Source organism: Mesotoga infera (assembly GCF_900157305.1).
GTDB lineage: Bacteria > Thermotogota > Thermotogae > Petrotogales > Kosmotogaceae > Mesotoga > Mesotoga infera.
The window spans coordinates 1,881,320-1,903,138 of sequence record NZ_LS974202.1 but is presented as its reverse complement, the minus strand read 5'-3'; the positions used below and the strand labels follow the sequence as shown (position 1 = coordinate 1,903,138).

Genomic DNA, 21,819 nt, shown 5'->3' with positions numbered 1-21,819 from the left:
TTTATGGAGCCGATGGAAAGACTGAAGATTGAAAAGTTAGTCGCGGGCGGCTATTCACTCGCAAGAAGGAGCGACGGAAAAGTCGTCTTTCTTCAAGAGGGTTATCCGGGCGAGACTGTGATTGCCAGTTCCGTGAAGGGAAAACAGGACTTTCAAATAATGAAGGTCAGTCATCTCATATCGCCTTCAGAACACAGGAGAGAAAGACTGTGCGAAAACTTTCCAAAGTGTGGCGGATGCGACTGGCAGGACCTAGAATACTTTCATCAGTTGTACTGGAAGGGCGAGATCGTCAAAGAACAGTTCAGAAGAGTCGGAAAGATGGAACTCTCCCAACTGGTAGTTGTACCTTCTCAACAGAGAGTGAATTACAGAAACAAAATGGAGTTCGTCTCATACCCTGGGAAGGAAGGCCTTTCACTCGGCCTGTACGCCAGAGGCAGTCTCACACCGGTCGATTGCGACGGCTGTGTTCTGGGTTTAAAGGGCTTCGATGAAACGAGACGGACCTTTCAGGAGATTTTGAGAAAGACTCCCCTGAGACCTTACGACAGGAACGGTGGAAGTGGCGAACTCAAGCATCTCGTTCTACGTGGAAACGGCAACCAGACGATGGCCATACTGATCACGAAGGGCGAGAATCTTCCGGGCGAAGCTTACATAGTTGAGAACGTTCAAAAGCGTCTGAAAAATGTGAAGACTCTAGTTCACCTTATAAACACCAGCGATAAAGTGGTCTTGAGAGGTGTTGCCCGCGTTTTGTACGGCGATGGAGTGCTGTCCCACCAACTATCCTGGCAGAGATTCGAGATTCCCCCAACCGCCTTTTATCAGAACAATTCAGGTGTAACGGAGGCAATTATCGATCATCTAGAAAGAGAGCTAGGAATGACCGACGAAGATTCGCTTCTCGATCTCTACGCGGGGGTGGGAACTTTTTCTCTCACACTTGGAAGGAAGTTGAGAAGAGTCGTAGCCGTGGAATCAAGTCCCGTCTCGGCGAAGGCCTTCAGGGCGAACGCGAAGATCAACGGGATGTTCGCGACACAGTCTGTCGAGAGCAACGTCGTAGATTATCTTAAAAAGCAACTAGATTCCTTCACAACGGTCGTTATGGATCCACCCAGATCGGGTGTCGGAAGAGATATAATCTTGGTGGAGAAATTCAAACCTTCGAAGGTGGCCTATATCTCATGTGACCCCACGACCCTGGCCAGAGACATATCCCTTCTGAAAAGCTCCGGGTTTGAAATTGTTTCCGTAAAAGCCTTCGATATGTTTCCGCAGACCTGGCACGTGGAGACCGTTGTCGTGCTCTCGAGTTCTAAGTCATAGGAGGGTGATTATGGTAGATATGAAGAACTTCTCGGATCTGATCCGCCTTGCAAAAGGCAGAGAACCAAAGAGAGTAGTTCTCATCGGTTCGGAAGATCGAGAAGGTGTCAAGGCTCTTAAATTGGCAGTCGAAGAGGGTATCGCACTGCCGATCTTCGTTGGTGACGAGAAGCGGACCTCGCAGATCCTCTCCGAAGAAGGGCTAGAAATAGAAGTGATCCCCGCTTACAGCAGCGATGAGGCCTGTGAGAAGGGAGTGAAACTCGTACGACAGGGCCGGGCCGATATAGTCATGAAGGGACTCGTAAAGACTTCCACACTTCTGAAGGCCGTTCTAAACAAAGAGTGGGGATTGCGTTCGGGAAAGGTTTTGAGCCATATCGCCGCACTCGACGTACCTTCAATCGACAGGATTGTCTTCGTCACGGACGGGGGAATGATAATAAAGCCCGACCTCCAGACGAAGGTCTCGATAATCGAAAATGCTGTCAAGTTTTTGAGATCCATCGGTTATGAGAAACCGAAGGTGGCACTGATAACGGCCGTGGAAGTTGTAAACGATGAGATGCCTGAAACTCTAGATGCGGCCGTTATAGCCAAGATGGCTCAAAGGGGACAGATATCCAGTTGCGAAGTGGACGGCCCGCTTGGCCTCGATAACGCTCTGTCTCTAGAAGCGGCGAAGATAAAAAACGTAACAGGTCCGGTCGCCGGTATGGCCGACCTTCTGGTGGTTCCAGAAATAGCTGCCGGAAATTTTCTCGGCAAATCGGCCGTCTACCTCGCCGGGGGTACCATCGCCGGCCTGGTCGTGGGCGCCATCGCTCCCATAGTTATAGTCTCAAGGGCCGACTCGGCTTCTTCTAAGCTAGCTTCCATAGCTCTGGCAAGCCTTTCTACGGGGGGTAATCCATGAAAGTGGAGTACGCCGACGGTTTCCTTTCACTGGAAGGGGAAATGACCGCTCACGAGTTGCTTGATCGGTTGGGATTGGATTTTGAAGATCATCTGGTCATAAAAGATGGTTCTCTGGTACCACTTGAAGAGAAGATCGAAGATTCTTCAAGCGTAATCATCTTGAAGGCCGTCGTCGGCGGTTGAGATATTCCAGAAAATTCGACGCCAGCTCATCGGGCAACTCGATTCCCAGATCCAGATGGGCTTTGTGTTCGCCATGGTAGTCGCTGCCCCCAGTCAGTATCAGATCCATCTCACGGGCAATGGCTAAGAGTTCCTTCTTGAGATCTTGATCGTACTCTTTGTAAAATACCTCAATACCCTCGAGCCCGAGGTTTTTAAGTTTGCGGATCATCTCTTTCAGTTCATGCAAGTCTAGTTTTAAAGATATGGGATGTGCCAGAACGGGAACCCCGCCACCGGAAATTATGAGTTCTATCGATCGACCTATCTCGAGTTTTCCTTTTTCGACAAAGGCAGCGGCACCTCTGCCTATGTAGAGGCGAAAGGCCTCCTCCATAGAGGAGACGTAGCCTTTTTTAGTCAACAGGTTTGCTATGTGGGGCCTTCCCAAGCTTTCGCCGGGAAAGTTCTCCTCAAGTTCTCTCTCATCGAGAGAGATGCCGAGTTCTCGAAGCTTTCTCAGAATTTGACCGTTGCGATCGTCTCTCATATCCCTCAGTCGGGAAAGAGTCTTCTCGAGATAATCGAGGTCCAGATCGTACCCGTATCCGAGAATGTCGAGAGTTTCATGATAATCGCAACTTATTTCTAGTCCGCTGACATAGGTTATTCCTTTCGATTCAGCGAAAACCCTGGCGTCATTCTGGGCAGCAACTGTGTCATGATCAGTTACTGATAGGATCTTAATCCCCTTCTCACAGGCTTTATTGACCAGAGATCGGACAGGATCTGTGCCGTCTGAACGATCGGAATGACAGTGTAGATCTACCAACATGTAAAACACCCCCGTTAATGAGGTAAAATGCTATTATCCGGACGCAAGAGGTGATATTAATAGAATACTACCTGGAGCAGGGAACGATTTTGAACAGACGTTACAGAATAAACGAACCTCTTGGAAAGGGCGGCTTCGGAATAACTTATCTGTGCACCGATCTTCAGAGCGGAGAAAGGGTCGCCGTGAAGGAATTCTTTCCCAGAGGTGCGGAGAGGAGCGGTAACGATGTGAGTCCCGTTGCCGACGACTTGAAGGAGGTCTATTACGACAAACTCTCGTCCTTTTCCGAAGAGTTCAGGATAATCTCCACCATAAGCAACGACCACGTTGTGAAGGTTCTGGATTTCTTCACGGAGAATAACACGGCGTACTATGTAATGGAGTTTATAGATGGTTTGAACCTCAAAGAATATGTTAAAAGCAACGGAATACCCGACCTGAAAACATGTTACAGAATCTTGCTTGACATCCTGGACGGCGTGGATTCTATTCACGACAGGGGGTACATACACGGTGATCTCAAGCCCACAAACATCATGGCCACGGACGATGGGAGGATAAAGGTCATGGATTTTGGCGCCGCATGTCTCAAGGATGCCTTCTTCTCTTTTCTTTCTGCCAAGGTTATTTCGATAAGCTATTCATGTCCCGAGAAATTCTTCGCTTCGTCTGTACCTGATTATTCCTGGGATATTTATTCCATAGGAGGCATAATGTTCTTTCTTCTGAGTGGCAAAGACCCAGTTCCAGCCACGGAAAGGGTCAAGGGAATTCCTCTCGAAATGAGCCTCATATCAAACAGAAAGGCCAGGCTGATTATTGAGAAAGCGATGTCCTTCTCTCCAAAAAAAAGATACCGTGACTCCGACAAATTCAAAAAGGCCTTAAGCAGCCGTTTTTTCTTTTAAGTTCCGAATTATCTTCTCGCTATCAGCCGGAAAATATCTTCCAATTCACCCGCGAGATCACGATACTCCGTTATTTTTTCGCAGAAAGCGTAGAACCTCTTCTCTACCATCGCTTCAGCCTGTTCGACCGATCTAAAGCTGAGAAGGGTTAGTTTATCCTGCGAGAGATCCTTCCCGGGTGTCTTGCCAAGCTCCTGAAGTGTCGAAGTTGCATCCTTTATGTCGTCCATCATCTGGAAGATCTCTCCAAAGTCTACACCGAGCTCGAACATTTCACTAAATTTAGATCCATCATCCACACAGAAAGGGGCGGCGAAACAAAAGCCGAACAGAGAAGCGGTTTTTCCCCTGCGTATAAAAGAGAGAAGCTCTTCGGTTCTCTCCGATGGGGTGACGTCGGCAAACTCCCCTTCGACAACCTGCAGCGACACATCGCTCCACAAATTCATGAGCCTTTCTTTATAGCGGTGATCGAGATCCAGAGAAGATATGACCTTCGAAGGGTAAAGCATCAGATAATCACCGGCCAGTATGGCCCTGGCCTCACCGAAGATCGAATGGTTGGAAGGCTTTCCGCGCCTGAAATCGTCGTTGTCAATCGGTGGAAGATCGTCGTGTATCAAACTCCCACTGTGAAAGAGCTCAACGGCGATCCCGGTTTTCAGAGCCCTATCGCTTCCGAAAGATGTCAACCTGGAGAGCTCCCATATCAAATACGGCCTCAGCCTCTTTCCCCCGACCAGAGGAGTGTACGAAATTATCTCGCGAAAAGGGGTGTAACTACAAATTCCGCAGAGATGATCGCTTAGTTTTTTATCGAAGAAAGATATGAACTTTTCAAGCTTCATTTTTCGTCTCTGCCCTTGAAATGCCTCTTTAACTCTTCGATATCGAGGTTCTCCACGAACTTTTTGAAACCCTCCCTGTCTTCTTCCTGGTTGTTTCCGATCATATCGGGTTGAAGTGTATCGAGATCTATCGAACTCTCTGCGAAGACTCTATCGTCAACAAAAATTGCGAAGCTCTTTTTTACTGCTAGAACAAGGCAATCGGAAGGCCTTGCATCGATTATCATAGTCTTTCCCGATGGATCCTTCAGGTGAAGGCTCGCGTAATAGATGTTGTCTTTCACGTCGCCTATTACGGCCATCTCGAAGGAAGCCCCGAGACGTTCCACCGTGTTAATGAAAAGGTCGTAAGTCAATGGTCTGGGAAAGTCCTTGCCGCTAACGGCAAGCGCCAGAGCCTCGGCTTCGAACGGACCAATCCAGATTCCAAATCCCTTGTTCGTCTTTTCCACTTCAAGTATTACCACCGGTGAATTACTCTGATCCAGAGCCAGTCCCCTGAGTCTAACCTGTAACATTCGAGTCACCTCGATTCCTGGATAATTCAAGGTGTTTCTTAATTATATTATAGACCTCTTTTCTGAACTGCTCTTCACTTTCGAAACCCTTCGGCGAAATCGGCCCGGCTATTGAGAGGTTTATCCTAGAGGGTGTGATGAGATAGCCGTTCTTCTTCATTAGTTTCTCGGTTCCATCCAGCGCAACCGGAAGAACATCGACACCAAGCTTGAAGGGAATTGAGAGACTTCCCTCTTTGAATTCTCCAAGCTCTCCGCTTTCGCTCCTCGTTCCTTCGGGGAACAGCAGTATTGTTCCGTCCTCTTTCAGAATCTTGAGGATCTTTCTCATGGCCCCGGCCGTTTGGAGTTTGTTTCCACGGTCTATGTACACGCCGTCCAGCGCCTTTATGAACCAGCTTATCCCCGGTACTTTCGAGAGCTCTTTTTTTGCGATGAAAGATATCCCTGGATAGACATATCCCGGTATCAACGGTATATCGAAGGCGCTCTGGTGGTTAGCCGCTATAACCATCGGCCCGTCCTCGGGAACGTTCTCCTTTCCCTGCACGGTAACTCTTGAACCGGAGAGAATGAAGGCAGCCCTTCCAAACCTTGAAACCTCGCGAGATATGAACCGCTTCTTCCATTTCTTTCCTTTGTATTTGCCGATTAAGCTGCCGATGATTATTACAAGTCCGCCGTACACACAGATATACAGGACGCCTATGATGGCGATCCACAAGGTTATGAGTAGACTAACAAGCTTCTTCAGAAAGCTCAAGTTTTTCGACCTCCAGGACATCTCCATTCCTGATCCTATAGACCTGCGATCGATTTAAAGCCTCCCGAACGATCTCATCGAAATCGAGCCCGGCCTCGACTCTTTGAATATCTATCATTCTGGCCTTGGTGACAGGACTCGATGGAACGAAGATCGTACAGCAATCTTCGTAAGGTAGTATAGAGATCTCGAAGGTTTCGATGGCACGAGCTATAGAGATCGTCTCAATTTTATCGTAAGTGATCAGCGGTCTCAACACAAGTTTGTCGGTCGGTTCGGCTATCACGGCCATGTTCTCCAGAGTTTGACTGGCGACTTGACCGAGATTCTCCCCCGTGACCATAGCCTTGATATGAGTCTTGTCGGCGATTCTGTCGGCTATTCTCATCATGAGCCTTCTCTGACAAACCAGACTGTACCTCTCCTGTACATGCCTGTGAATAGCCATTTGGGCTTGAGTGAAGTGAACGCTGTAGAATTTCAACATTCTACCGCCGTTGAAGAGAGAGAGCCTTTTTGCAAGGGAGAGAACCTTTTCGAAGGCCATTTCCCCCGTGTAAGGAGGACTAGAGAAATGTATAGCATCTATGCTTAGACCCCTCTTCTGGGCTAGCCATCCGGCGACCGGGCTGTCTATACCACCGGAGAGAAAGAGCAAAGCCCTTCCGCTAACGCCAACCGGTAGTCCACCGATCGCCTGTGTTTTGCCGCTGGAAATGAGCACACCTTCATCCCTTATCTCTATCTCTACAACAAACTGCGGATTGTGTATATCTACGGAAACTTCGGGGATAGCTTCGAGAATCTTCTCTCCGACGAGAGGATTCAATTCGATGCTCTTGATGGGAAACCTCTTGTCTAGCCTTCTGGTTTCGACTTTGAAGGTCCTGCGCCCTTTCATCATCTCGGCCTTAGCGAGCTCTATCGATGTGGAGAATATGTCGTTTATATCGTACGTAGTCCAGGATCCAAGGCTGTAATTCTGAACACCGGAGGTTCTCTTTATAGCCATTTCGGCCTCTGACAGTTTTTCAGGGGATACGGTGACGATTATTCTGCCCCTGATTCTCTGTACGGTTGATTTTCCGATCTGCCTCTTTATATTGCCGGTCAGAGTCTTTTCGAACATCTTTCTGTTTCCCTGCTTTAAGGCTATTTCACCGTATCTGACGACGATGAATTTATCCACTGGAATAACTCCTTTCTTGCATGATATATAATACTCCTATCATACATTCTTTTGGGGAGGTGCGCTTTTTTATGAGGAAACTAATAATTTTTCTGATTGTTTTGGGGAGTACCATTTTCGCTTTTTCCACCGATTTTGAAACTCTGCTCGGGGAGTTTGTACAGATCAGATCGATGCAAGATTCGGAACAGATGTCCGAATTCATAGTAAAAGTTGAAAAAGAGGATTTGAACGACTACAAAATATTAACACTTTTGGCCGATTGCCAAAGGGAATACGCGAATTGGATAGAGGACAAGAAGACCAGGGAGGCCCACTACAAGACAGCACGGGAACTCGCGGAAAAGGCTATAAAGCTGAACCCTAATTACGGTATGGCTTATTATGTAAAAGGAGCCTCGATAGGTCAGCTTGCACAGATGGCAGGGATTATTCAATCGATGTTTTTGATAACCGATTTCGATAAGAGCATCGACAAGGCGATGGAACTGATGCCAGAAAGCCCCTTCCCGTTCATAGCCAAAGGCATGAGAGACAGAGATACACCCTGGCCGTACAGAGACTACAACAAATCCGAAGAAAGGTTTTTGAAAGCGATTGAGAACGATCCGGCATATATTAACTCCTATTACGAGCTCGCGCTTCTTTACGAAATCTGGAAGAAAAAAGACCTGGCCGCCCAGTATTACAGAAAGGTCGTCGAAATGGAGCTTCAGCCAGATTTCATCGTTCAGGGCCAGGAATCTAAGGAAAAGGCACAGAAGTGGTTGACGGAAAACGGATACTGAAATGCTCTACAGAATAGTTTTCTCTTTGATCCCCCTCTTTCTGATGCCGATCATGGGCCATGGATTGCTTCGAGGATTTATAACCTCGGCGGTGATGGTCACCGGTGTGTTGCTAGGTAGAGAAAGTCAAAGAGTGAGTCGAATCCAGAATCTCACGTTCGTTCTGTTTTACGCACTGCTTATCTTCGGATATTTGCAAAACGTATCGACGCCTTCGTACGGCGATCAGGTCTTTCTACTGGCTATGGCGCAGGGAATCTCGGGGTTTTATGGTCTCTTTCATCGCAGCAAGAACCTTTCGATCCCATTCGCCTGTGCATACTGGGCACTGATAGCTGTATCTCTGGCACAGGTCGCATACGCCAGACTTGGAACGAAAGGTATCCTTCTGGCCGGAGCACTCATGGTCCTGGTCGCGCTTCAGGATATGAGAAGGATATTGAAACCTACAGGAAACTGCACCGGACGGGATAGGATGGAATAATCATGGGTAAAGAAAAGAGAATAAGAATCGGAGTAGTTCAATTCAACTCGAAGACAGACGAACCTGGTGAAAACCTCGAAAAAGCCGTCAACTACATCGAGAATCTCGTGGAAGAAGAAGTGGATCTCGTACTTCTGCCGGAGATGTTCAACAGCGGTTACGGGACTGACGAGGTAGTCATTAAGAACGCCATCGAGATGCAGGAAGAAACCATAGAAACGCTCTCGGCTCTTTCCGATTACAACGACGTAGTCATAGTCGGTGGCATGGTCAACAAGGCTGGAGAGGACCTCTACAACTCTTCCGTGATAATGCTTCCCTACAACGAACCTGTATATTACAACAAGACGCACCTCTTTCGTAACGAGAAAAACGTCTTCAAACCCGGTAATGCACTGAAGAGCTTCGACTTCGCGGGGGTGAAATTCGGGATACTCATGTGCTACGAGATCGGTTTCCCCGAGATATCCAGAAAGCTTTCCAGAGAAGGTGCACAGGTGTTGCTAGTCCCATTCGCCTTCGGCAAAGAGAGGAGAGAGATCTATGAAATCGCGACGCGTGCCAGAGCCATTGAAAATGGTTGTTTTCTCGCGGCGGCAAGTCAGAGTGGCAGATGTCCTTCCATGGAGTTGGTTGGAGAGAGCAGAATCGTTTCGCCTTCGGGCGAGATAATATGTGATTGCGGAAAGGGCGAAGGATTCTGTCTGGCAGATCTCGACATCCATCAGGTGGAAAGGTACAGGTACAAAGAGTCCGGTAACTCTCACGGGTACTTCGCGAACTTGAGAGAGGACCTTTACCGTTGAAGAACTGGTTGACAGGACCGAGTCGATGATATACAATAAAAAACGTCAGTGGGCCGTTAGCTCAGCAGGCAGAGCGATTGATTCTTAATCAATAGGTTGCAGGTTCGATCCCTGCACGGCTCACCAGTTTTGTTTAGATTAAGCGGAGTTTATCTCCCACCCCCGCCTTAAGGTCGAGGGGTCAATACCTTGAAGGTTATTGACTTGGCGGGTTATTCCGCCAATTTTTATTTGAAGAGGTGATGTAGTATCGCGAAAGGTGATTCGACACCTAAGAACAATGAAATCGTGGCCAGAACAGTTAGACTAGTCGATGTTAATGGCGAACAACTGGGCGTAGTCACTACGACAGAAGCCCTGAAGATAGCCAGGGAGAAGAACCTGGATCTGGTTCTGGTTTCTCCAGCCGCCAATCCTCCGGTGGCAAGGATAATGGATTACGGAAAGTACAAGTACGAAAAAGACAAGAGGAAAAAGGAAGCCAAAAAGAAGACCAAGCAGACACAGCTTAAAGAGATGAAGTTCAGGATAAGGATCGACGAGCACGACTTCCAGACAAAGACGAACAGGATACAGGAGTTCCTTGAAAAAGGAAACAAGGTAAGGGTAGTCATAATGTTCAGGGGAAGGGAGATCGTCTTTTCAGATAAAGGGAAGGAAATCCTCAACAGAGTTTCGACCCAGCTCCAGCAGATTTCCGATGTCGATAGACCTCCAAAACTGGAGGGAAGAGATATGTGGATGATACTCAAGCCAAAGGCAGCTCCTCAAGGAGGTAAAGAGAATGAGCAACAAAGTAAAGATGAAGACGCATAGGGCGAGTGCCAAAAGGTTCAAAATAACGGGCAGTGGCAAGATCATGAGAAACCATTCCGGTACTGGTCATAACACTGGCAAGAAGAGCGAGAGCAACCGACGTGAAGCCAGAAACTGGACGGTTGTCGAAGGCGGCTACGAAAAGAAAGTCAAGAAAAGCCTGGGCATTTGACCCGATTAAGAGGTGGTATTTAGATGCGAGTAAAAGGTGGAGTCAATTCTAAGAAAAAGAAGATAAAGTACCTGAAAGCCGCGCGCGGTTACAGGGGAGCTCTCAGCAGAAGGTACAGGCTGGCCAAACAGTATTACATTAGATCCGGAGTTTACGCCTACGCTGGAAGAAAGATAAAGAAAAGAGATTTTAGAAAACTCTGGATAACAAGAATAAACGCCGGAGCGAGAATGGCCGGTACGAAATACAACGATCTCATCCATGGCCTGAAGATAGCCGGAGTCAATATAAACAGAAAGATGCTGGCCGACCTGGCGGTGAACGATTTCGACACTTTCAAAGACTATTGCGAACTGGCCAAATCTACTTTGGCCGGAAAATGAATGGAAGGGGCTTGAAGCCCCTTTTTTTTGGAGGATGCGAGATGGACTATGTAGTGAAACGGATCGGGAAGATGGCCTTCTATGCGAGGACTCCATCGGGGCACGACATTCATATGGACGCGAAAGAGACCTCTGGCGGTGACGGTTCAGCCCCGACACCGATGGAAACGGTGCTGGCCGCTTTGATGGGCTGTACTTCGATGGATATTGTGGCTATTCTGAACAAGATGAAGGTGGAGGATTACAAATACTGGATATCGGCCAATTGCGAGTATGCACAGGAACATCCGAGAGTCTTCACGAAAATCGGGCTAATTTACCACTTCGCCGGCAAAGATCTGCCAAAAGACAAAATCGAGAAAGCCGTGAGCCTTTCGCAGGACAGGTATTGTTCGGTATCGGCCATGCTCAAGAAGGCTGTCGACATCACCTTTAAAATCGAATACGAGGAGGATGAAACTTGAACTCAGAAGAAATGGCACAGACAATGCAAAAGATAACTGATAACGTCAAAACCATAAAGAACAAGACCCTAGTCATGTCGGGAAAAGGCGGAGTGGGAAAATCCACAGTGGCGGTGAACCTGGCACTCGCACTCGCAGATGAAGGGTACAAGACCGGATTGATGGACATCGATCTGCACGGCCCCAACGTTTCGAGAATGGTCGGTCTGAAGAAGAGTCCGCAAGTCGTGGAGGAGCAGATCTTTCCGCCAGAAGTTCTTCCAAACCTCAAAGTCATGAGTATCTCCAGCTTCATCGAAGAGGATGCGCCGGTGGTCTGGAGAGGTCCCATGAAGACCACGGCTATTTACCAGTTCCTCGGAGATGTTATCTGGGGTGAACTGGATTTTCTGGTCATAGATTCTCCTCCTGGTACCGGTGATGAACCGCTCACCATTCTTCAGACTCTCATCGATGTAGGCGCCCTCATAGTGACAACCCCACAGGAGGTTGCCATCCAGGATGTCAAGAGAGCGATCAATCTAGTCAAAACCATGCACAGAAAGATTCTTGGACTGGTGGAGAATATGTCCTATCTCACCTGTCCAAAATGCGGCGAAAGAATAGACCTTTTCGGAAGTGGTGGCGGTAAAAGGCTCTCAGAGAGCTTCTCCATTCCACTTCTGGCAAGTCTCCCTTTTGACCCGAGACTGGTGGGACTGGCCGACAACGGCCAGGGAATAGTGACACATATGAGAGGCTCCCAACTGGAGAAAGCCTACAGGAGTATGATCTACAATCTCTTGCAGAGGGTGAAATAGTAGTGGCCAGGTTCAAGAGCATAACTCTCGAATGGAGAGAAGACAGGGTCATATTTATAGACCAGAGAAAACTTCCGATCGAGGAAGTCTATGTAGAATGCAAAACACACGAGGAAGTTTATGGCGCAATAAAGGACATGGTGGTCAGAGGCGCGCCAGCCATTGGTGCCAGTGCAGCTTTCGGTTACGTGCTGGGAGCTATGGAATTCAAAAAGAAACCTGAAGAACTCGCCGCACACATGAAGGCCGTCAAGGACAGATTGGCCGGAAGCAGACCGACCGCGGTAAATCTCTTCTGGGCTCTTGAACGCATGGAAAGGCTTTTTGCCAGTACACCTTCTCTGAGTCATGACGAATTGATAAAAACACTCGAAAGAGAGGCGATAGCCATTTCCCGGGAGGACATACTCACTAATATGGCAATCGGGATGAATGGAGCTTCGGTCGTGAGAGATGGCGACGGAATATTAACCCACTGCAACGCTGGTGCCCTCGCCACCGTCGATTATGGAACGGCTCTGGGAGTGATAAGATCAGCAGTAGAGATGGGAAAGAGAGTCAGAGTTTATGCTGACGAGACGCGCCCTTACCTTCAGGGGGCCAGACTGACCTCCTGGGAATTGATGAAATCTTGTATCGATGTGACTCTAATATGCGACAACATGGCCGGCTGGATAATGAAAAAAGGATACGTGAACCTAGTGGTTGTCGGGGCTGACAGGATTGCAGCAAACGGCGATTCGGCCAACAAAATCGGAACGTATTCGCTGGCGATACTTGCTCAGAAGCACGGAATCCCTTTCTATATAGCTGCCCCTTTGAGCACCGTGGACCTATCCTGCAATAACGGGGAAGAGATACCTATTGAGGAAAGAAGTCACAGAGAGATCACTCACATCGGGGAGATACGGATCGCGCCGGAAGGTGTCAAGTGTTACAACCCCGCGTTCGACGTAACACCCTGGAACATGATCACAGGCATAATAACTGAGAAGGGAATAGCAAGACCACCGTATGATGTTTCGCTCGCAAAGATGTTCGAATCGACACACTGAGGAGGGTTTCTTATGTGGGAAGTTCTTGGTAAAAAAGATAAAGAGGTATTCGATATAATTATCAAGGAGCTAAAAAGGCAGGAACACGGATTGGAATTGATCGCCTCGGAAAATTTCGTTTCCAGGGCCGTAATGGAGGCCGCTGGATCGATTATGACGAACAAGTACGCCGAAGGGTATCCCGGTAAGAGATACTACGGAGGTTGCCAGTTCGTGGATGAAGCCGAAAACCTTGCCAGAGAGAGGGCCAAGCGTCTCTTCAACGCCAAGTTTGTCAACGTTCAACCCCATTCAGGATCGCAGGCAAATATGGCGGCCTATCTGGCCGTCACAGAGCCCGGTATGACGATAATGGGTATGTCCCTCAGCCACGGGGGTCATCTAACCCACGGCTCGCCAGTCAATTTCTCGGGAAGACTTTTCAACGTAGTAGCATACGGAGTGGACGAGGAAAGCGAAGTTATCGACTACGACACGGTCAGGAAGTTGGCCGTTGAACATAAACCGGCAGTGATAGTAGCCGGTGGAAGCGCATATTCTAGAATCATTGATTTCAAGAAATTCAGGGAGATAGCCGACGAAGTCGGCGCAGTGCTCATGGTAGATATGGCTCATTTTGCGGGATTGGTCGCAGCCGGGCTCTATCCGAACCCGTTGGATTTCGCCCATATAGTCACCACGACAACCCACAAAACCCTCAGGGGACCCAGGGGTGGAATGATCCTGACCAACGATGAAGAGATAGGGAAATCGATAGACAAAACGATCTTCCCGGGAACTCAGGGCGGCCCGTTGATGCATGTGATAGCAGCCAAGGCCGTTTCTTTCGGAGAGGCGCTCAAGGATGAATTCAAAGTATACCAACAGAATATACTGAACAACGCCAAAAAACTCTCCAGCTCCTTCGAAGAGAGGGGTCTAAGAATCGTTTCCGGCGGAACCGATACACATCTCTTTCTCGTTGATCTCACTCCGAAGAACGTAACGGGCAAAGCAGCAGAAAAAGCGCTGGAGAGAGCCGAAATAACCGTAAACAAGAACACCATCCCGAAAGAGACGAGGTCGCCTTTCGTCACCAGTGGCATAAGAGTCGGAACACCCGCAGTAACCACCAGGGGAATGACCGAAGCTGAAATGCCTTTGATAGCCGATCTAGTAGTGAAGGTCATAGAAAACGTTACCGGCGATAAAGGTGAAATAGACGAGAGAGTGGCTAAGGAAGTCAGCAGCCAGGTGAAGGAATTGACCGATAGGTTCCCGCTCTACACCGATCTGGTGAGCAGGAGTGAGCTGGATGTTTGAGCAACTCACCATCGTTTATCATCCTTTGATTGAGCACAAACTGACTATAATGCGCGACGATCAGACCGGCCCGAAGGAGTTCAGAGAATTGTTGAAGGAGATAACTCTTCTTTTGACATACGAGGCCACCAGGCATATACCCACCTATGAGAAAGAGATCAGGACTCCTTTGGTAAAGATGTGCGGGAAAATGATAGAGGACAAAAAAGTTACTGTGGTTCCAATCCTCAGGGCAGGACTCGGAATGGTCGAAGGGGTTCTTTCTTTGATGCCGAACGCTTCGGTCGGATATATTGGAATCTACCGCGACCCCGACACTATACAGCCAGTCGAGTACTACTCGAAGCTGCCAAAGATAGACGACACGACTCAGATCTTCGTTCTCGATCCGATGCTGGCTACGGGGGTCTCTTCTTCCTGGGCTCTAAAGCTGGTCAAGAAGGCCGGGGGCAGGCAGATATCGCTGATGTGCCTTATAGCTGCACCCGAAGGGGTAAAGTTCATCCAGAAGAACCATCCGGATGTCAAAGTATTCACCGCGGCACTCGATGAGAAACTCAACGATCACGCGTATATAATACCTGGACTTGGAGATGCCGGTGACAGACTTTATAGAACTAAGTAAAAATCGAATACTCGTAATCGGAGGATACCTGCAGGACATAGAGATCACCGGTAGCGGACATGATGCATCGGTTACCTCCAGGCCCGGCGGTTCGGCCTACAATGTGGCGATGTGTCTTTCGTATTTGGGGATCGATGTGCTCTTTCTGAGCTGCTTCAGTCATGGCAAAGGGGTCGGTTATGCTTTCGATTCTCTTCCCGTGCAGAGCGATTGTCAACGCGGCATCTTTCTTTATCGCGGCACAGAAGTGCTCGCAGTACAAAGGTCTTCGAGACCTACCGTGTCTGGAGCGTTGAGGAGGCTTCTTGAAGGAGAGAAGTTCGCCCTCGCGTATGCGACACTCGAGATAGGTGTCGAAAGTCTGAGCCTTCTTGACGGTATCGATTCCAGATACAGGATACTCGACCCGTCGCCCGGAATAGAACTTAAAAATCTATCCAGTCTTGAAAAGTTCGATTATATTCTGGCGAATGACCATACACCGGTGGCAGCTTGCGAATCGAAGTTGATAATAAAAGCCGGAGCCAAAGGCGCCATTCACAGAGGTGTGGTTTACAGTCCCCCGTTGCCGGGGACGGATAAGTTGGGAAGCGGAGACCTCTTCGGTGCCGTGTTTTCTTACAAGCTTTTACTAGGGCAAAACGCCGAGGAAGCCCTGAAGTGGGCGGTACTCGAAAGCTCGAGATACTGTCTCTTCAGAGGCAGCCTCTCCGATTATCTGTTTCAAATGAAGAAAAGATGAGGAGGTAAGTCTATGGCTGGAAAGCTTACGGTCGTCGTGGGACCCATGTATTCGGGAAAGACCTCAACGCTCCTCTCGATGGTAGAGATCTATACGCTTGGAAGGAAAAACATCAAGGTCTTCAAACCACTCATAGATAACCGTTACTCGACGGACCACGTTGTTAGCCACACCGGTCAAAAGGTTCTCGCGGTGAATGTAAAAAGCTCTGCCGAAGTCACGAGGGCTGTCGAGGCAGAGAGTGGCAGGCTCGATGCCGTATTCATAGACGAAGTGAACTTTTTTGATCCGCAATTGCTGGAGGTAGTTCAGCAGATAATCTTCGATGGAATTGACGTCTTCTGCGTGGGTCTGGATATGAGTTACAAGCACCGCCCTTTCGCAATAACGGCCAGTCTTATGGCCATAGCCGACGAAGTTGTGAAGAAGAAAGCGGTCTGCCATGTGTGTGGAGAGTACAACGCGACAGTCACGCACAGGACTTCCAACCATATTGATAGTGAAATCGACGTGGGAGGAATGGACAAATACATAGCAGTCTGCCGTGATTGTTACAAAAAACTGAATCCAAATAAATGAAATTAGTAAGTCCATATCTGCTGATTTGCTTTCTAATCGTTGATCATAGAATTCGGAGTTTTGATATCTATACAAAGCATTCTCTTCGTCCCAAAGATTTTATGGATTAGTTAGGTTTATTGATTTCATTATAGTAACCAGAAATTAATTATAGGTGAGTATTATCACCTTCGATGTTTGTATAAATTAAACAATCGAAGGGAACCTCGTAGTATACTTTTCAAGCTGCGGAGGTGTTTGGATGTTTGAGAATCTCCAGGATAAACTTGGCAGAGCTTTCAGGCTGCTAAGTGGAAAGGGAAGGATATCCGAGAAAAATATAGAAGAAGCAGTAAAACAGGTGAAGCTTTCACTCCTGGAAGCCGACGTCAACTACAAAGTCGTGAAAGAGTTCATCAACGGTGTAACGGAAAAATCCCTCGGCGAAGAGGTTTTGAAATCCTTTTCACCGGATCAGCAGTTCATAAAAATAGTCAGAGACGAGCTTATAAACATGCTGGGGGAAAGATCCTCACCGCTGAGATTATCCAGCCAACCCGCCAGGATAATGATGGTGGGTCTCCAGGGGAGCGGTAAAACGACCACCTCGGCAAAACTTGCAACTCTCCTTCGAAAAGAAGGCAAGAAGCCTCTTTTGGTGGCTGCAGACGTTTACAGACCGGCTGCTATTGACCAGCTGGTCCAGCTAGGAAAACAAATAGATATTCCGGTGTTCACCGGAGATCGCAGGAACCCTGTGGTAATCGTCAAAGAGGCGATGCAACAGGCGATAAAAAATATCAACGATGTCGTGATACTCGATACGGCAGGCAGGTTACACATAGACGATACAATGATGAGTGAATTGAAAGAGATAGCCGCGCTGGTGAAGCCCGACGAAATACTCATGGTGGTTGACGCGATGACCGGTCAGGACGCCGTTAATTCTGCCAAGGCCTTCAATGAAGCGCTTGAACTGTCCGGTTTTGTTGTCACCAAACTCGACGGCGACGCCAGGGGTGGTGTGATTCTCTCTATAAGACATGTAACTGGAAAACCCGTTAAGTTCATCGGTGTTTCTGAGAAGCCAGACGGCCTAGAGGTATTCTATCCCGACAGGGTCGCCGGAAGGATACTAGGCCTGGGCGACGTCCTATCCCTGATTGACAAGATACAGGCCAACGTCGACGAGGAAAAGGCAAGGGAAATGGAGGAGAAGTTCCTCAAAAACAAGTTCGACCTCGAGGACTTTCTGGATCAACTGAGAGAGATAAAGAAGATGGGTTCAATAGCCGACATCCTTGAGATGATACCTGGAGCTCCCAAAGACGTTGATCTAGCCGGCAGCGAAAAGAGCATGAAAAGAACCGAGGCCATAATCCATTCTATGACTCTTAAAGAGAGAAGAAACCCGAAATTGCTTAATTATTCGAGAAAGCAGCGCGTGGCAAGGGGCAGTGGCACGACCATACAGGACGTGAACAAGCTTCTTAAATCTTACGACCAGATGAAAGATATGATGAAACAGTTCAACAGGAAGGGAAAACTCAGAAAAGGAATCAAAGGATTTCCATTTTAAATAGTGAAAACAACTCAGGAGGTGCAGGCAAAACATGGTAAAGATAAGACTCACCAGAATGGGCAGGAGAAACAGGCCCTTTTACAGACTAGTGGTAGTGGATTCTCAGAGGAGGCGTGACGGCGCTTACATAGACTCGCTGGGATTTTACGACCCGATAAGAGATCCAGCGCAGACTAACGTCGATGTGGAAAAGGCCGTCCAGTGGATCATGAAGGGCGCACAACCCACAGAAACTGCGAGATCTATTCTCTCAAAGTTCGGCGTAATGAAGAAAGTCAACGAACTCAAGTACGTGAAGAGCGGAGAAGTCAAAGAGTGATGAAAGAAGTTCTTGAACACATTCTAAAAGGAATAGTCAGGGAACCAGATCTTATAAAAGTTACCGATACGATCGACGAAAATGGAAACAGGGTCTTTGAAATAAGGGCCTCCGAAAGCGACGTGGGCCAGATAATTGGTAAAGATGGTCGGACTATAAAATCTATAAATGTTTTGATGAATGCCCTTGCCGGTTCCTCCAAAGAGAGCTTCATCCTAAAGGTGGTTAGATGAAAAGCGGTTCCTTCGACAATTATGAAGGCATGATACCCATCGGTCGAATAATTAAACCCCATGGACTGAGGGGAGAAGTAAAGGCCAAGATAGCCATCGATAATGATGAGGTCTTCAGGAAGTTTAAGAACGCAGTCCTTTCAGCAAACGAAACATCGCTCGTGAAAGTCAGAATAGATGGTTCCAGAAAGGCAGTCAAGGGATGGATCCTCCACTTCGAAGGATTCGAAAACCTCTCTCAAGTAGAACGTCTTTGTGGATATTACATCTACGTAGAAAGAGACTATCTGCCCGAACTGGTAGAGGGTGAGTATTATTTCTTCCAGGTTCTCGGTTGCCAGGTTTGGAATGAGAGCGGAGATTTTGTTGGAACTGTGGAGGATATAATCGAAACGGGCTCGAACGATGTGATGGTTATCAGAAGGCAGGATGGTTTCAACATCCATGAAGAACTGATTCCTCTGATAAAGGACTATATCGTTTCGATGGATTTCGAGAGAAAGATAGTGATCGCCAGATCGCTCGATTACGAAGAGGTGAGATAGAGCGATGAAGATCGATGTGCTGACGATATTCCCCGATCTTTTCGAAGCGGTTCTTAAGTGGGGAGTAATCTCCAGAGCCATCGAGAGCGGGTTGATCGAATTCGGTGCGGTCGATCTCCGGGATTTCACGGACGATCGTCACAGAACGACGGACGATTATCCATTTGGCGGTGGTGGTGGCCTTGTAATGAAGGCCGGTCCAATTCTCAGGGCGGTCGATGCTTTGAGGGCAAACGGACCTGTTCCTTATGTGATATATACATCACCGCAGGGCGAGATTTTCGACAATACAAAGGCAAGAGAGCTAAGCAGAAAAGAAAGGCTGTTGTTTATCTGCGGAAGGTACGAAGGGATAGATGAAAGAGTGATGTCCATAGTCGATGAAGAGCTCTCGATAGGCGATTTCGTTCTGAGCGGTGGAGAGATCCCGGTGCTGCTTATGGTCGAGGCCATTTCAAGGTTTGTTCCCGGTGTCGTGGGAGATATGGAATCGGTCGTTAACGATTCCTTTTACAGAGACCTTCTGGATCACCCTCACTATACAAGACCAAGAAACATCAGAGGGCTCGAAGTACCAGATGTTCTCCTGAGCGGCGATCACGAAAAGATAGAGATATTCAGAAGGAAAAAAAGCCTTGAGAGAACCATGGAAAGGCGGCCAGATATCTTTTTGAAACACGAACTGGATCTATACGACAAAAAGGCAATCCTCTCGCTTTTCGAGGAGTTGAGAAAGAATGTTGAATAATATATACCTGGCTTTGATACACTACCCGGTTCTCGGTAGACACGCAAACATAGTTTCCAGCGCCGTGACCAATCTCGACGTTCACGATATATCTAGAACGTGCAGGACTTACAACATCAAAGGGTACTATGTGGTTAGCAACCTTCCAGCACAGCGGGAGATAGTGGACAATGTTCTTAGTTACTGGCTGGAGGAGTTTGGCAGAGAGTACAATCCAAGCAGAAGTGAAGCTTTAACCGTTGTGAGGAAGGCCTCCTATCTCGAAGATGTTATAGAAGATATAGAGAGGATCGAAGGCGTTAGACCGCACCTGGTTTTCACTTCGGCCAAGAGAGGTCCCGACAGACTTTCTTACGGTGAAATGTCAGGGTTGCTAAGGACTTCGGAGATTCCTCATCTCCTTCTCTTTGGAACCAGCTGGGGATTACCCGAAGAGGTTTTGAAACTTTGCAAGTACGCTCTTGAACCGATCCGCGCGAATTCGGATTTCAACCATCTTTCGGTTCGTGCGGCCGTAGCCGTTATATTGGATAGACTTATAGGTGAAGATACAGAAAAAAGGAGGGATTAAACATGGATCAGTACATAAGATCTCTGGAAAATGAATTTATGAGGCAAGACCTTCCCGAAATCGGCCCGGGTGACACCGTAAGGGTCAGTGTAAGAATAAAGGAAGGAAATAAAGAGAGGGTACAGGCTTTCGAAGGAATAGTCATGGGAATAAGGGGCAGCGGAACGGGGAAGTCCTTCACTGTCAGAAGAGTTGGAGCGGCGGGTGTGGGAGTCGAAAGAATATTCCCGTTTACCAGTCCTTCTCTGGAAAAAATTGAAATCCTCAGAAAGGGTAAAGTCAGAAGAGCGAAGATATACTACATACGAAATGTGAAGGGTAAGGTAAAGATAAAAGAGAAAAGGGACTGAAGTCCTGTGGCTTCCGTGAAATCGGAGAAGACTTCTGGTAAAAAAGGATCGCGATTTCTTCACGAGGTTAAAGAGTGGGGAAAGGCGATCCTTTATGCCGTGGTCTTCGGTACAATAATTCGTCTGTTCGTCTTTGAAACTATGCTCGTACCGACTGGGTCGATGATCCCAACGATAAATCCACCCGCCAGGCTTTTTGTGGAAAAGATAACTTACTCTTACAGAGAACCGGATTACGGAGATATAGTGGTCTTCTGGACACCTTATGTGGATATCGAATCGCAGAAATATCTGAGGGGATTCGACAAGTTCATGGATTTCTTCTCGCCCGCGGAGTTTAAAGGCCATGTGAAATACGTCAAAAGACTGGTCGGAAAGCCCGGTGATACAATTGAACTGCGTAAAGCCCCCGATTATACAGCTGCCCGACCGGTTTACCAGTTATATGTCAACGGAGAAGTTCCACCTCAACTCGAAGACAGGAGATACGTGAAAGAAGGTATATTCAACGATACCAGATTTTATTTCGGACTGGCCCATCCAGATGACGCTTCAGTGAGGTTCTCTCCCTATTATAGATTGTTTCAGGCGTATAAGGGGCTGATTGAGTACACAGAATACTACGACTCCGTGCTTGCTCCGCTCGGTATGGAGAAGTACATAAAGACCGATCCCGAAACCGGTTCAGTTCTGGTTACCGTCCCCGATGGATTCCGGTTCATGATGGGTGATAACTCGACGGAGAGTTTCGACAGCAGGTATTTCGGCTTTGTGCCAGAAAGGGCGATTGTTGGCAGTCCTATGTTGACCATATGGCCATTGGAGGATTTCGGTCCGCTAAAAAAATAACCGGGATTCTCCCGGTTACTGGCGGAGGCGGTGGGACTCGAACCCACAAGGGGCATCAACCCCACCGATTTTCAAGACCGGCTCCTTAGCCAATTAGGATACGCCTCCACTGTGCGATTATAACTCTTTGTCTTCATACATTCAAGGG

At 47.9% G+C, this 21,819-nt stretch carries 30 protein-coding genes and 2 tRNA genes; 26 read left to right on the top strand and 6 right to left on the bottom strand.

Features of this window, described 5'->3' with window-relative positions:
* Positions 1–12 precede the first annotated feature (12 nt).
* Genes rlmD through MESINF_RS08670 form a run of 3 tightly spaced genes read left to right on the top strand, consistent with a single transcriptional unit; the run spans position 13 to position 2,436 of the window.
* Positions 13–1,335: a 23S rRNA (uracil(1939)-C(5))-methyltransferase RlmD gene (gene rlmD, locus MESINF_RS08680; protein ID WP_169699452.1), complete on the top strand. Its 1,323-nt coding sequence runs from the start codon at positions 13–15 to the stop codon at positions 1,333–1,335.
* A 19-nt stretch (positions 1,336–1,354) separates the two neighbouring features.
* Positions 1,355–2,251 carry a bifunctional enoyl-CoA hydratase/phosphate acetyltransferase gene (locus MESINF_RS08675; RefSeq protein WP_408631272.1) on the top strand — a complete coding sequence of 299 codons (897 nt, stop codon included), beginning with the start codon at positions 1,355–1,357 and terminating at the stop codon, positions 2,249–2,251.
* On the top strand, positions 2,248–2,436 hold the full coding sequence (locus tag MESINF_RS08670; protein ID WP_169699450.1) for a MoaD/ThiS family protein: 189 nt from the start codon (positions 2,248–2,250) through the stop codon (positions 2,434–2,436). Before MESINF_RS08675 ends, MESINF_RS08670 begins: the two co-directional genes overlap by 4 nt.
* On the opposite strand, the gene MESINF_RS08665 is transcribed toward MESINF_RS08670, so the two are convergent.
* Complete coding sequence (locus MESINF_RS08665; RefSeq protein WP_169699449.1) at positions 2,408–3,250, bottom strand: PHP domain-containing protein; 843 nt, start codon at positions 3,248–3,250, stop codon at positions 2,408–2,410. The genes MESINF_RS08670 and MESINF_RS08665 overlap by 29 nt on opposite strands.
* A 50-nt stretch (positions 3,251–3,300) precedes the next feature.
* Here MESINF_RS08665 and MESINF_RS08660 point away from each other — a divergent pair, with 50 nt between their 5' ends.
* Positions 3,301–4,161 (top strand): serine/threonine protein kinase, encoded by an 861-nt coding sequence (locus MESINF_RS08660; RefSeq protein ID WP_169699448.1) that lies wholly within the window; start codon positions 3,301–3,303, stop codon positions 4,159–4,161.
* Positions 4,162–4,169: 8 nt separating this feature from the next.
* On the opposite strand, the gene MESINF_RS08655 is transcribed toward MESINF_RS08660, so the two are convergent.
* The 4 genes from MESINF_RS08655 to thiI are packed head-to-tail and all read right to left on the bottom strand — an operon-like array spanning position 4,170 to position 7,479.
* The gene (locus MESINF_RS08655) at positions 4,170–5,009 is read right to left on the bottom strand and encodes a polyprenyl synthetase family protein (RefSeq protein WP_169699447.1); all 840 of its coding nucleotides are present in this window, start codon (positions 5,007–5,009) and stop codon (positions 4,170–4,172) included.
* A complete protein-coding gene (locus MESINF_RS08650) occupies positions 5,006–5,527 on the bottom strand; it encodes a bifunctional nuclease family protein (protein WP_169699446.1) in 522 nt (173 codons plus the stop codon). Before MESINF_RS08650 ends, MESINF_RS08655 begins: the two co-directional genes overlap by 4 nt.
* Positions 5,514–6,290, bottom strand: a complete 777-nt coding sequence (locus MESINF_RS08645; RefSeq protein ID WP_169699445.1) for a lysophospholipid acyltransferase family protein — start codon at positions 6,288–6,290, stop codon at positions 5,514–5,516. Before MESINF_RS08645 ends, MESINF_RS08650 begins: the two co-directional genes overlap by 14 nt.
* Positions 6,265–7,479 carry a tRNA uracil 4-sulfurtransferase ThiI gene (gene thiI / locus MESINF_RS08640; protein ID WP_169699444.1) on the bottom strand — a complete coding sequence of 405 codons (1,215 nt, stop codon included), beginning with the start codon at positions 7,477–7,479 and terminating at the stop codon, positions 6,265–6,267. Before thiI ends, MESINF_RS08645 begins: the two co-directional genes overlap by 26 nt.
* A 71-nt stretch (positions 7,480–7,550) precedes the next feature.
* On the opposite strand from thiI, the gene MESINF_RS08635 reads away from it, so the two are divergent.
* The 22 genes from MESINF_RS08635 to lepB all read left to right on the top strand — a co-directional run bounded on the left by MESINF_RS08635 (position 7,551) and on the right by lepB (position 21,671).
* Complete coding sequence (locus tag MESINF_RS08635) at positions 7,551–8,267, top strand: tetratricopeptide repeat protein (protein WP_169699443.1); 717 nt, start codon at positions 7,551–7,553, stop codon at positions 8,265–8,267.
* Position 8,268: 1 nt separating this feature from the next.
* On the top strand, positions 8,269–8,751 hold the full coding sequence (locus MESINF_RS08630; protein ID WP_169699442.1) for a hypothetical protein: 483 nt from the start codon (positions 8,269–8,271) through the stop codon (positions 8,749–8,751).
* A 2-nt stretch (positions 8,752–8,753) separates the two neighbouring features.
* Entirely contained in the window at positions 8,754–9,557 is an 804-nt protein-coding gene (locus tag MESINF_RS08625) for a carbon-nitrogen hydrolase family protein (RefSeq protein ID WP_169699441.1), read from the top strand.
* A gap of 50 nt (positions 9,558–9,607) precedes the next feature.
* Positions 9,608–9,683: transfer RNA gene (locus MESINF_RS08620), tRNA-Lys, on the top strand.
* Positions 9,684–9,845: 162 nt separating this feature from the next.
* Positions 9,846–10,373 carry a translation initiation factor IF-3 gene (infC, locus tag MESINF_RS08615; protein ID WP_231936688.1) on the top strand — a complete coding sequence of 176 codons (528 nt, stop codon included), beginning with the start codon at positions 9,846–9,848 and terminating at the stop codon, positions 10,371–10,373.
* Complete coding sequence (rpmI, locus tag MESINF_RS08610) at positions 10,342–10,545, top strand: 50S ribosomal protein L35 (RefSeq protein ID WP_169699440.1); 204 nt, start codon at positions 10,342–10,344, stop codon at positions 10,543–10,545. The genes infC and rpmI overlap by 32 nt, the downstream gene beginning before the upstream one ends.
* Before the next feature lie 23 nt (positions 10,546–10,568).
* On the top strand, positions 10,569–10,928 hold the full coding sequence (gene rplT, locus MESINF_RS08605; RefSeq protein ID WP_169699439.1) for a 50S ribosomal protein L20: 360 nt from the start codon (positions 10,569–10,571) through the stop codon (positions 10,926–10,928).
* A 41-nt stretch (positions 10,929–10,969) separates the two neighbouring features.
* Positions 10,970–11,392, top strand: coding sequence for an OsmC family protein (locus tag MESINF_RS08600; protein ID WP_169699438.1), 423 nt, complete (start codon positions 10,970–10,972; stop codon positions 11,390–11,392).
* On the top strand, positions 11,389–12,192 hold the full coding sequence (locus MESINF_RS08595; protein WP_197712656.1) for an Mrp/NBP35 family ATP-binding protein: 804 nt from the start codon (positions 11,389–11,391) through the stop codon (positions 12,190–12,192). Before MESINF_RS08600 ends, MESINF_RS08595 begins: the two co-directional genes overlap by 4 nt.
* 2 nt (positions 12,193–12,194) lie before the next feature.
* Positions 12,195–13,247, top strand: a complete 1,053-nt coding sequence (mtnA, locus tag MESINF_RS08590) for an S-methyl-5-thioribose-1-phosphate isomerase (protein WP_169699437.1) — start codon at positions 12,195–12,197, stop codon at positions 13,245–13,247.
* A gap of 12 nt (positions 13,248–13,259) precedes the next feature.
* Entirely contained in the window at positions 13,260–14,549 is a 1,290-nt protein-coding gene (glyA, locus tag MESINF_RS08585) for a serine hydroxymethyltransferase (protein WP_169699436.1), read from the top strand.
* Positions 14,542–15,174 (top strand): uracil phosphoribosyltransferase, encoded by a 633-nt coding sequence (gene upp / locus MESINF_RS08580; RefSeq protein WP_169699435.1) that lies wholly within the window; start codon positions 14,542–14,544, stop codon positions 15,172–15,174. The genes glyA and upp overlap by 8 nt, the downstream gene beginning before the upstream one ends.
* Positions 15,149–15,916 carry a carbohydrate kinase family protein gene (locus tag MESINF_RS08575; RefSeq protein ID WP_169699434.1) on the top strand — a complete coding sequence of 256 codons (768 nt, stop codon included), beginning with the start codon at positions 15,149–15,151 and terminating at the stop codon, positions 15,914–15,916. The genes upp and MESINF_RS08575 overlap by 26 nt, the downstream gene beginning before the upstream one ends.
* A gap of 12 nt (positions 15,917–15,928) precedes the next feature.
* Positions 15,929–16,495 carry a thymidine kinase gene (locus MESINF_RS08570; RefSeq protein ID WP_169699433.1) on the top strand — a complete coding sequence of 189 codons (567 nt, stop codon included), beginning with the start codon at positions 15,929–15,931 and terminating at the stop codon, positions 16,493–16,495.
* 241 nt (positions 16,496–16,736) lie between these two features.
* Positions 16,737–18,053: a signal recognition particle protein gene (gene ffh / locus MESINF_RS08565; protein WP_169699432.1), complete on the top strand. Its 1,317-nt coding sequence runs from the start codon at positions 16,737–16,739 to the stop codon at positions 18,051–18,053.
* Between the two features lie 34 nt (positions 18,054–18,087).
* A complete protein-coding gene (gene rpsP / locus MESINF_RS08560; protein ID WP_169699431.1) occupies positions 18,088–18,375 on the top strand; it encodes a 30S ribosomal protein S16 in 288 nt (95 codons plus the stop codon).
* Positions 18,375–18,608 (top strand): KH domain-containing protein, encoded by a 234-nt coding sequence (locus MESINF_RS08555; RefSeq protein ID WP_169700969.1) that lies wholly within the window; start codon positions 18,375–18,377, stop codon positions 18,606–18,608. The genes rpsP and MESINF_RS08555 overlap by 1 nt, the downstream gene beginning before the upstream one ends.
* Complete coding sequence (gene rimM / locus MESINF_RS08550) at positions 18,605–19,153, top strand: ribosome maturation factor RimM (protein ID WP_169699430.1); 549 nt, start codon at positions 18,605–18,607, stop codon at positions 19,151–19,153. Before MESINF_RS08555 ends, rimM begins: the two co-directional genes overlap by 4 nt.
* Before the next feature lie 4 nt (positions 19,154–19,157).
* On the top strand, positions 19,158–19,901 hold the full coding sequence (trmD, locus tag MESINF_RS08545) for a tRNA (guanosine(37)-N1)-methyltransferase TrmD (protein ID WP_169699429.1): 744 nt from the start codon (positions 19,158–19,160) through the stop codon (positions 19,899–19,901).
* Positions 19,891–20,472: an RNA methyltransferase gene (locus tag MESINF_RS08540; RefSeq protein ID WP_169699428.1), complete on the top strand. Its 582-nt coding sequence runs from the start codon at positions 19,891–19,893 to the stop codon at positions 20,470–20,472. Before trmD ends, MESINF_RS08540 begins: the two co-directional genes overlap by 11 nt.
* A 2-nt stretch (positions 20,473–20,474) precedes the next feature.
* Positions 20,475–20,822 (top strand): 50S ribosomal protein L19, encoded by a 348-nt coding sequence (rplS, locus tag MESINF_RS08535; RefSeq protein ID WP_169699427.1) that lies wholly within the window; start codon positions 20,475–20,477, stop codon positions 20,820–20,822.
* A gap of 15 nt (positions 20,823–20,837) precedes the next feature.
* A complete protein-coding gene (gene lepB, locus MESINF_RS08530; RefSeq protein ID WP_408631271.1) occupies positions 20,838–21,671 on the top strand; it encodes a signal peptidase I in 834 nt (277 codons plus the stop codon).
* 19 nt (positions 21,672–21,690) lie between these two features.
* On the opposite strand, the gene MESINF_RS08525 is transcribed toward lepB, so the two are convergent.
* Positions 21,691–21,779 (bottom strand) — tRNA-Ser (locus MESINF_RS08525).
* Positions 21,780–21,819: the final 40 nt, after the last annotated feature.

What these genes read in the sequence shown, in the direction of transcription:
- rlmD (WP_169699452.1), top strand. Translation starts at nt 13, where the DNA reads ATGGAAAGACTGAAGATTGAAAAGTTAGTCGCGGGCGGCTATTCACTC.
- MESINF_RS08675 (WP_408631272.1), top strand. Translation starts at nt 1,355, where the DNA reads ATGAAGAACTTCTCGGATCTGATCCGCCTTGCAAAAGGCAGAGAACCA.
- MESINF_RS08670 (WP_169699450.1), top strand. Translation starts at nt 2,248, where the DNA reads ATGAAAGTGGAGTACGCCGACGGTTTCCTTTCACTGGAAGGGGAAATG.
- MESINF_RS08665 (WP_169699449.1), bottom strand. Translation starts at nt 3,250, where the DNA reads ATGTTGGTAGATCTACACTGTCATTCCGATCGTTCAGACGGCACAGAT.
- MESINF_RS08655 (WP_169699447.1), bottom strand. Translation starts at nt 5,009, where the DNA reads ATGAAGCTTGAAAAGTTCATATCTTTCTTCGATAAAAAACTAAGCGAT.
- MESINF_RS08650 (WP_169699446.1), bottom strand. Translation starts at nt 5,527, where the DNA reads ATGTTACAGGTTAGACTCAGGGGACTGGCTCTGGATCAGAGTAATTCA.
- MESINF_RS08635 (WP_169699443.1), top strand. Translation starts at nt 7,551, where the DNA reads ATGAGGAAACTAATAATTTTTCTGATTGTTTTGGGGAGTACCATTTTC.
- MESINF_RS08630 (WP_169699442.1), top strand. Translation starts at nt 8,269, where the DNA reads ATGCTCTACAGAATAGTTTTCTCTTTGATCCCCCTCTTTCTGATGCCG.
- MESINF_RS08625 (WP_169699441.1), top strand. Translation starts at nt 8,754, where the DNA reads ATGGGTAAAGAAAAGAGAATAAGAATCGGAGTAGTTCAATTCAACTCG.
- rpmI (WP_169699440.1), top strand. Translation starts at nt 10,342, where the DNA reads ATGAGCAACAAAGTAAAGATGAAGACGCATAGGGCGAGTGCCAAAAGG.
- rplT (WP_169699439.1), top strand. Translation starts at nt 10,569, where the DNA reads ATGCGAGTAAAAGGTGGAGTCAATTCTAAGAAAAAGAAGATAAAGTAC.
- MESINF_RS08600 (WP_169699438.1), top strand. Translation starts at nt 10,970, where the DNA reads ATGGACTATGTAGTGAAACGGATCGGGAAGATGGCCTTCTATGCGAGG.
- glyA (WP_169699436.1), top strand. Translation starts at nt 13,260, where the DNA reads ATGTGGGAAGTTCTTGGTAAAAAAGATAAAGAGGTATTCGATATAATT.
- upp (WP_169699435.1), top strand. Translation starts at nt 14,542, where the DNA reads ATGTTTGAGCAACTCACCATCGTTTATCATCCTTTGATTGAGCACAAA.
- MESINF_RS08570 (WP_169699433.1), top strand. Translation starts at nt 15,929, where the DNA reads ATGGCTGGAAAGCTTACGGTCGTCGTGGGACCCATGTATTCGGGAAAG.
- ffh (WP_169699432.1), top strand. Translation starts at nt 16,737, where the DNA reads ATGTTTGAGAATCTCCAGGATAAACTTGGCAGAGCTTTCAGGCTGCTA.
- rpsP (WP_169699431.1), top strand. Translation starts at nt 18,088, where the DNA reads ATGGTAAAGATAAGACTCACCAGAATGGGCAGGAGAAACAGGCCCTTT.
- MESINF_RS08555 (WP_169700969.1), top strand. Translation starts at nt 18,375, where the DNA reads ATGAAAGAAGTTCTTGAACACATTCTAAAAGGAATAGTCAGGGAACCA.
- rimM (WP_169699430.1), top strand. Translation starts at nt 18,605, where the DNA reads ATGAAAAGCGGTTCCTTCGACAATTATGAAGGCATGATACCCATCGGT.
- trmD (WP_169699429.1), top strand. Translation starts at nt 19,158, where the DNA reads ATGAAGATCGATGTGCTGACGATATTCCCCGATCTTTTCGAAGCGGTT.
- MESINF_RS08540 (WP_169699428.1), top strand. Translation starts at nt 19,891, where the DNA reads ATGTTGAATAATATATACCTGGCTTTGATACACTACCCGGTTCTCGGT.
- rplS (WP_169699427.1), top strand. Translation starts at nt 20,475, where the DNA reads ATGGATCAGTACATAAGATCTCTGGAAAATGAATTTATGAGGCAAGAC.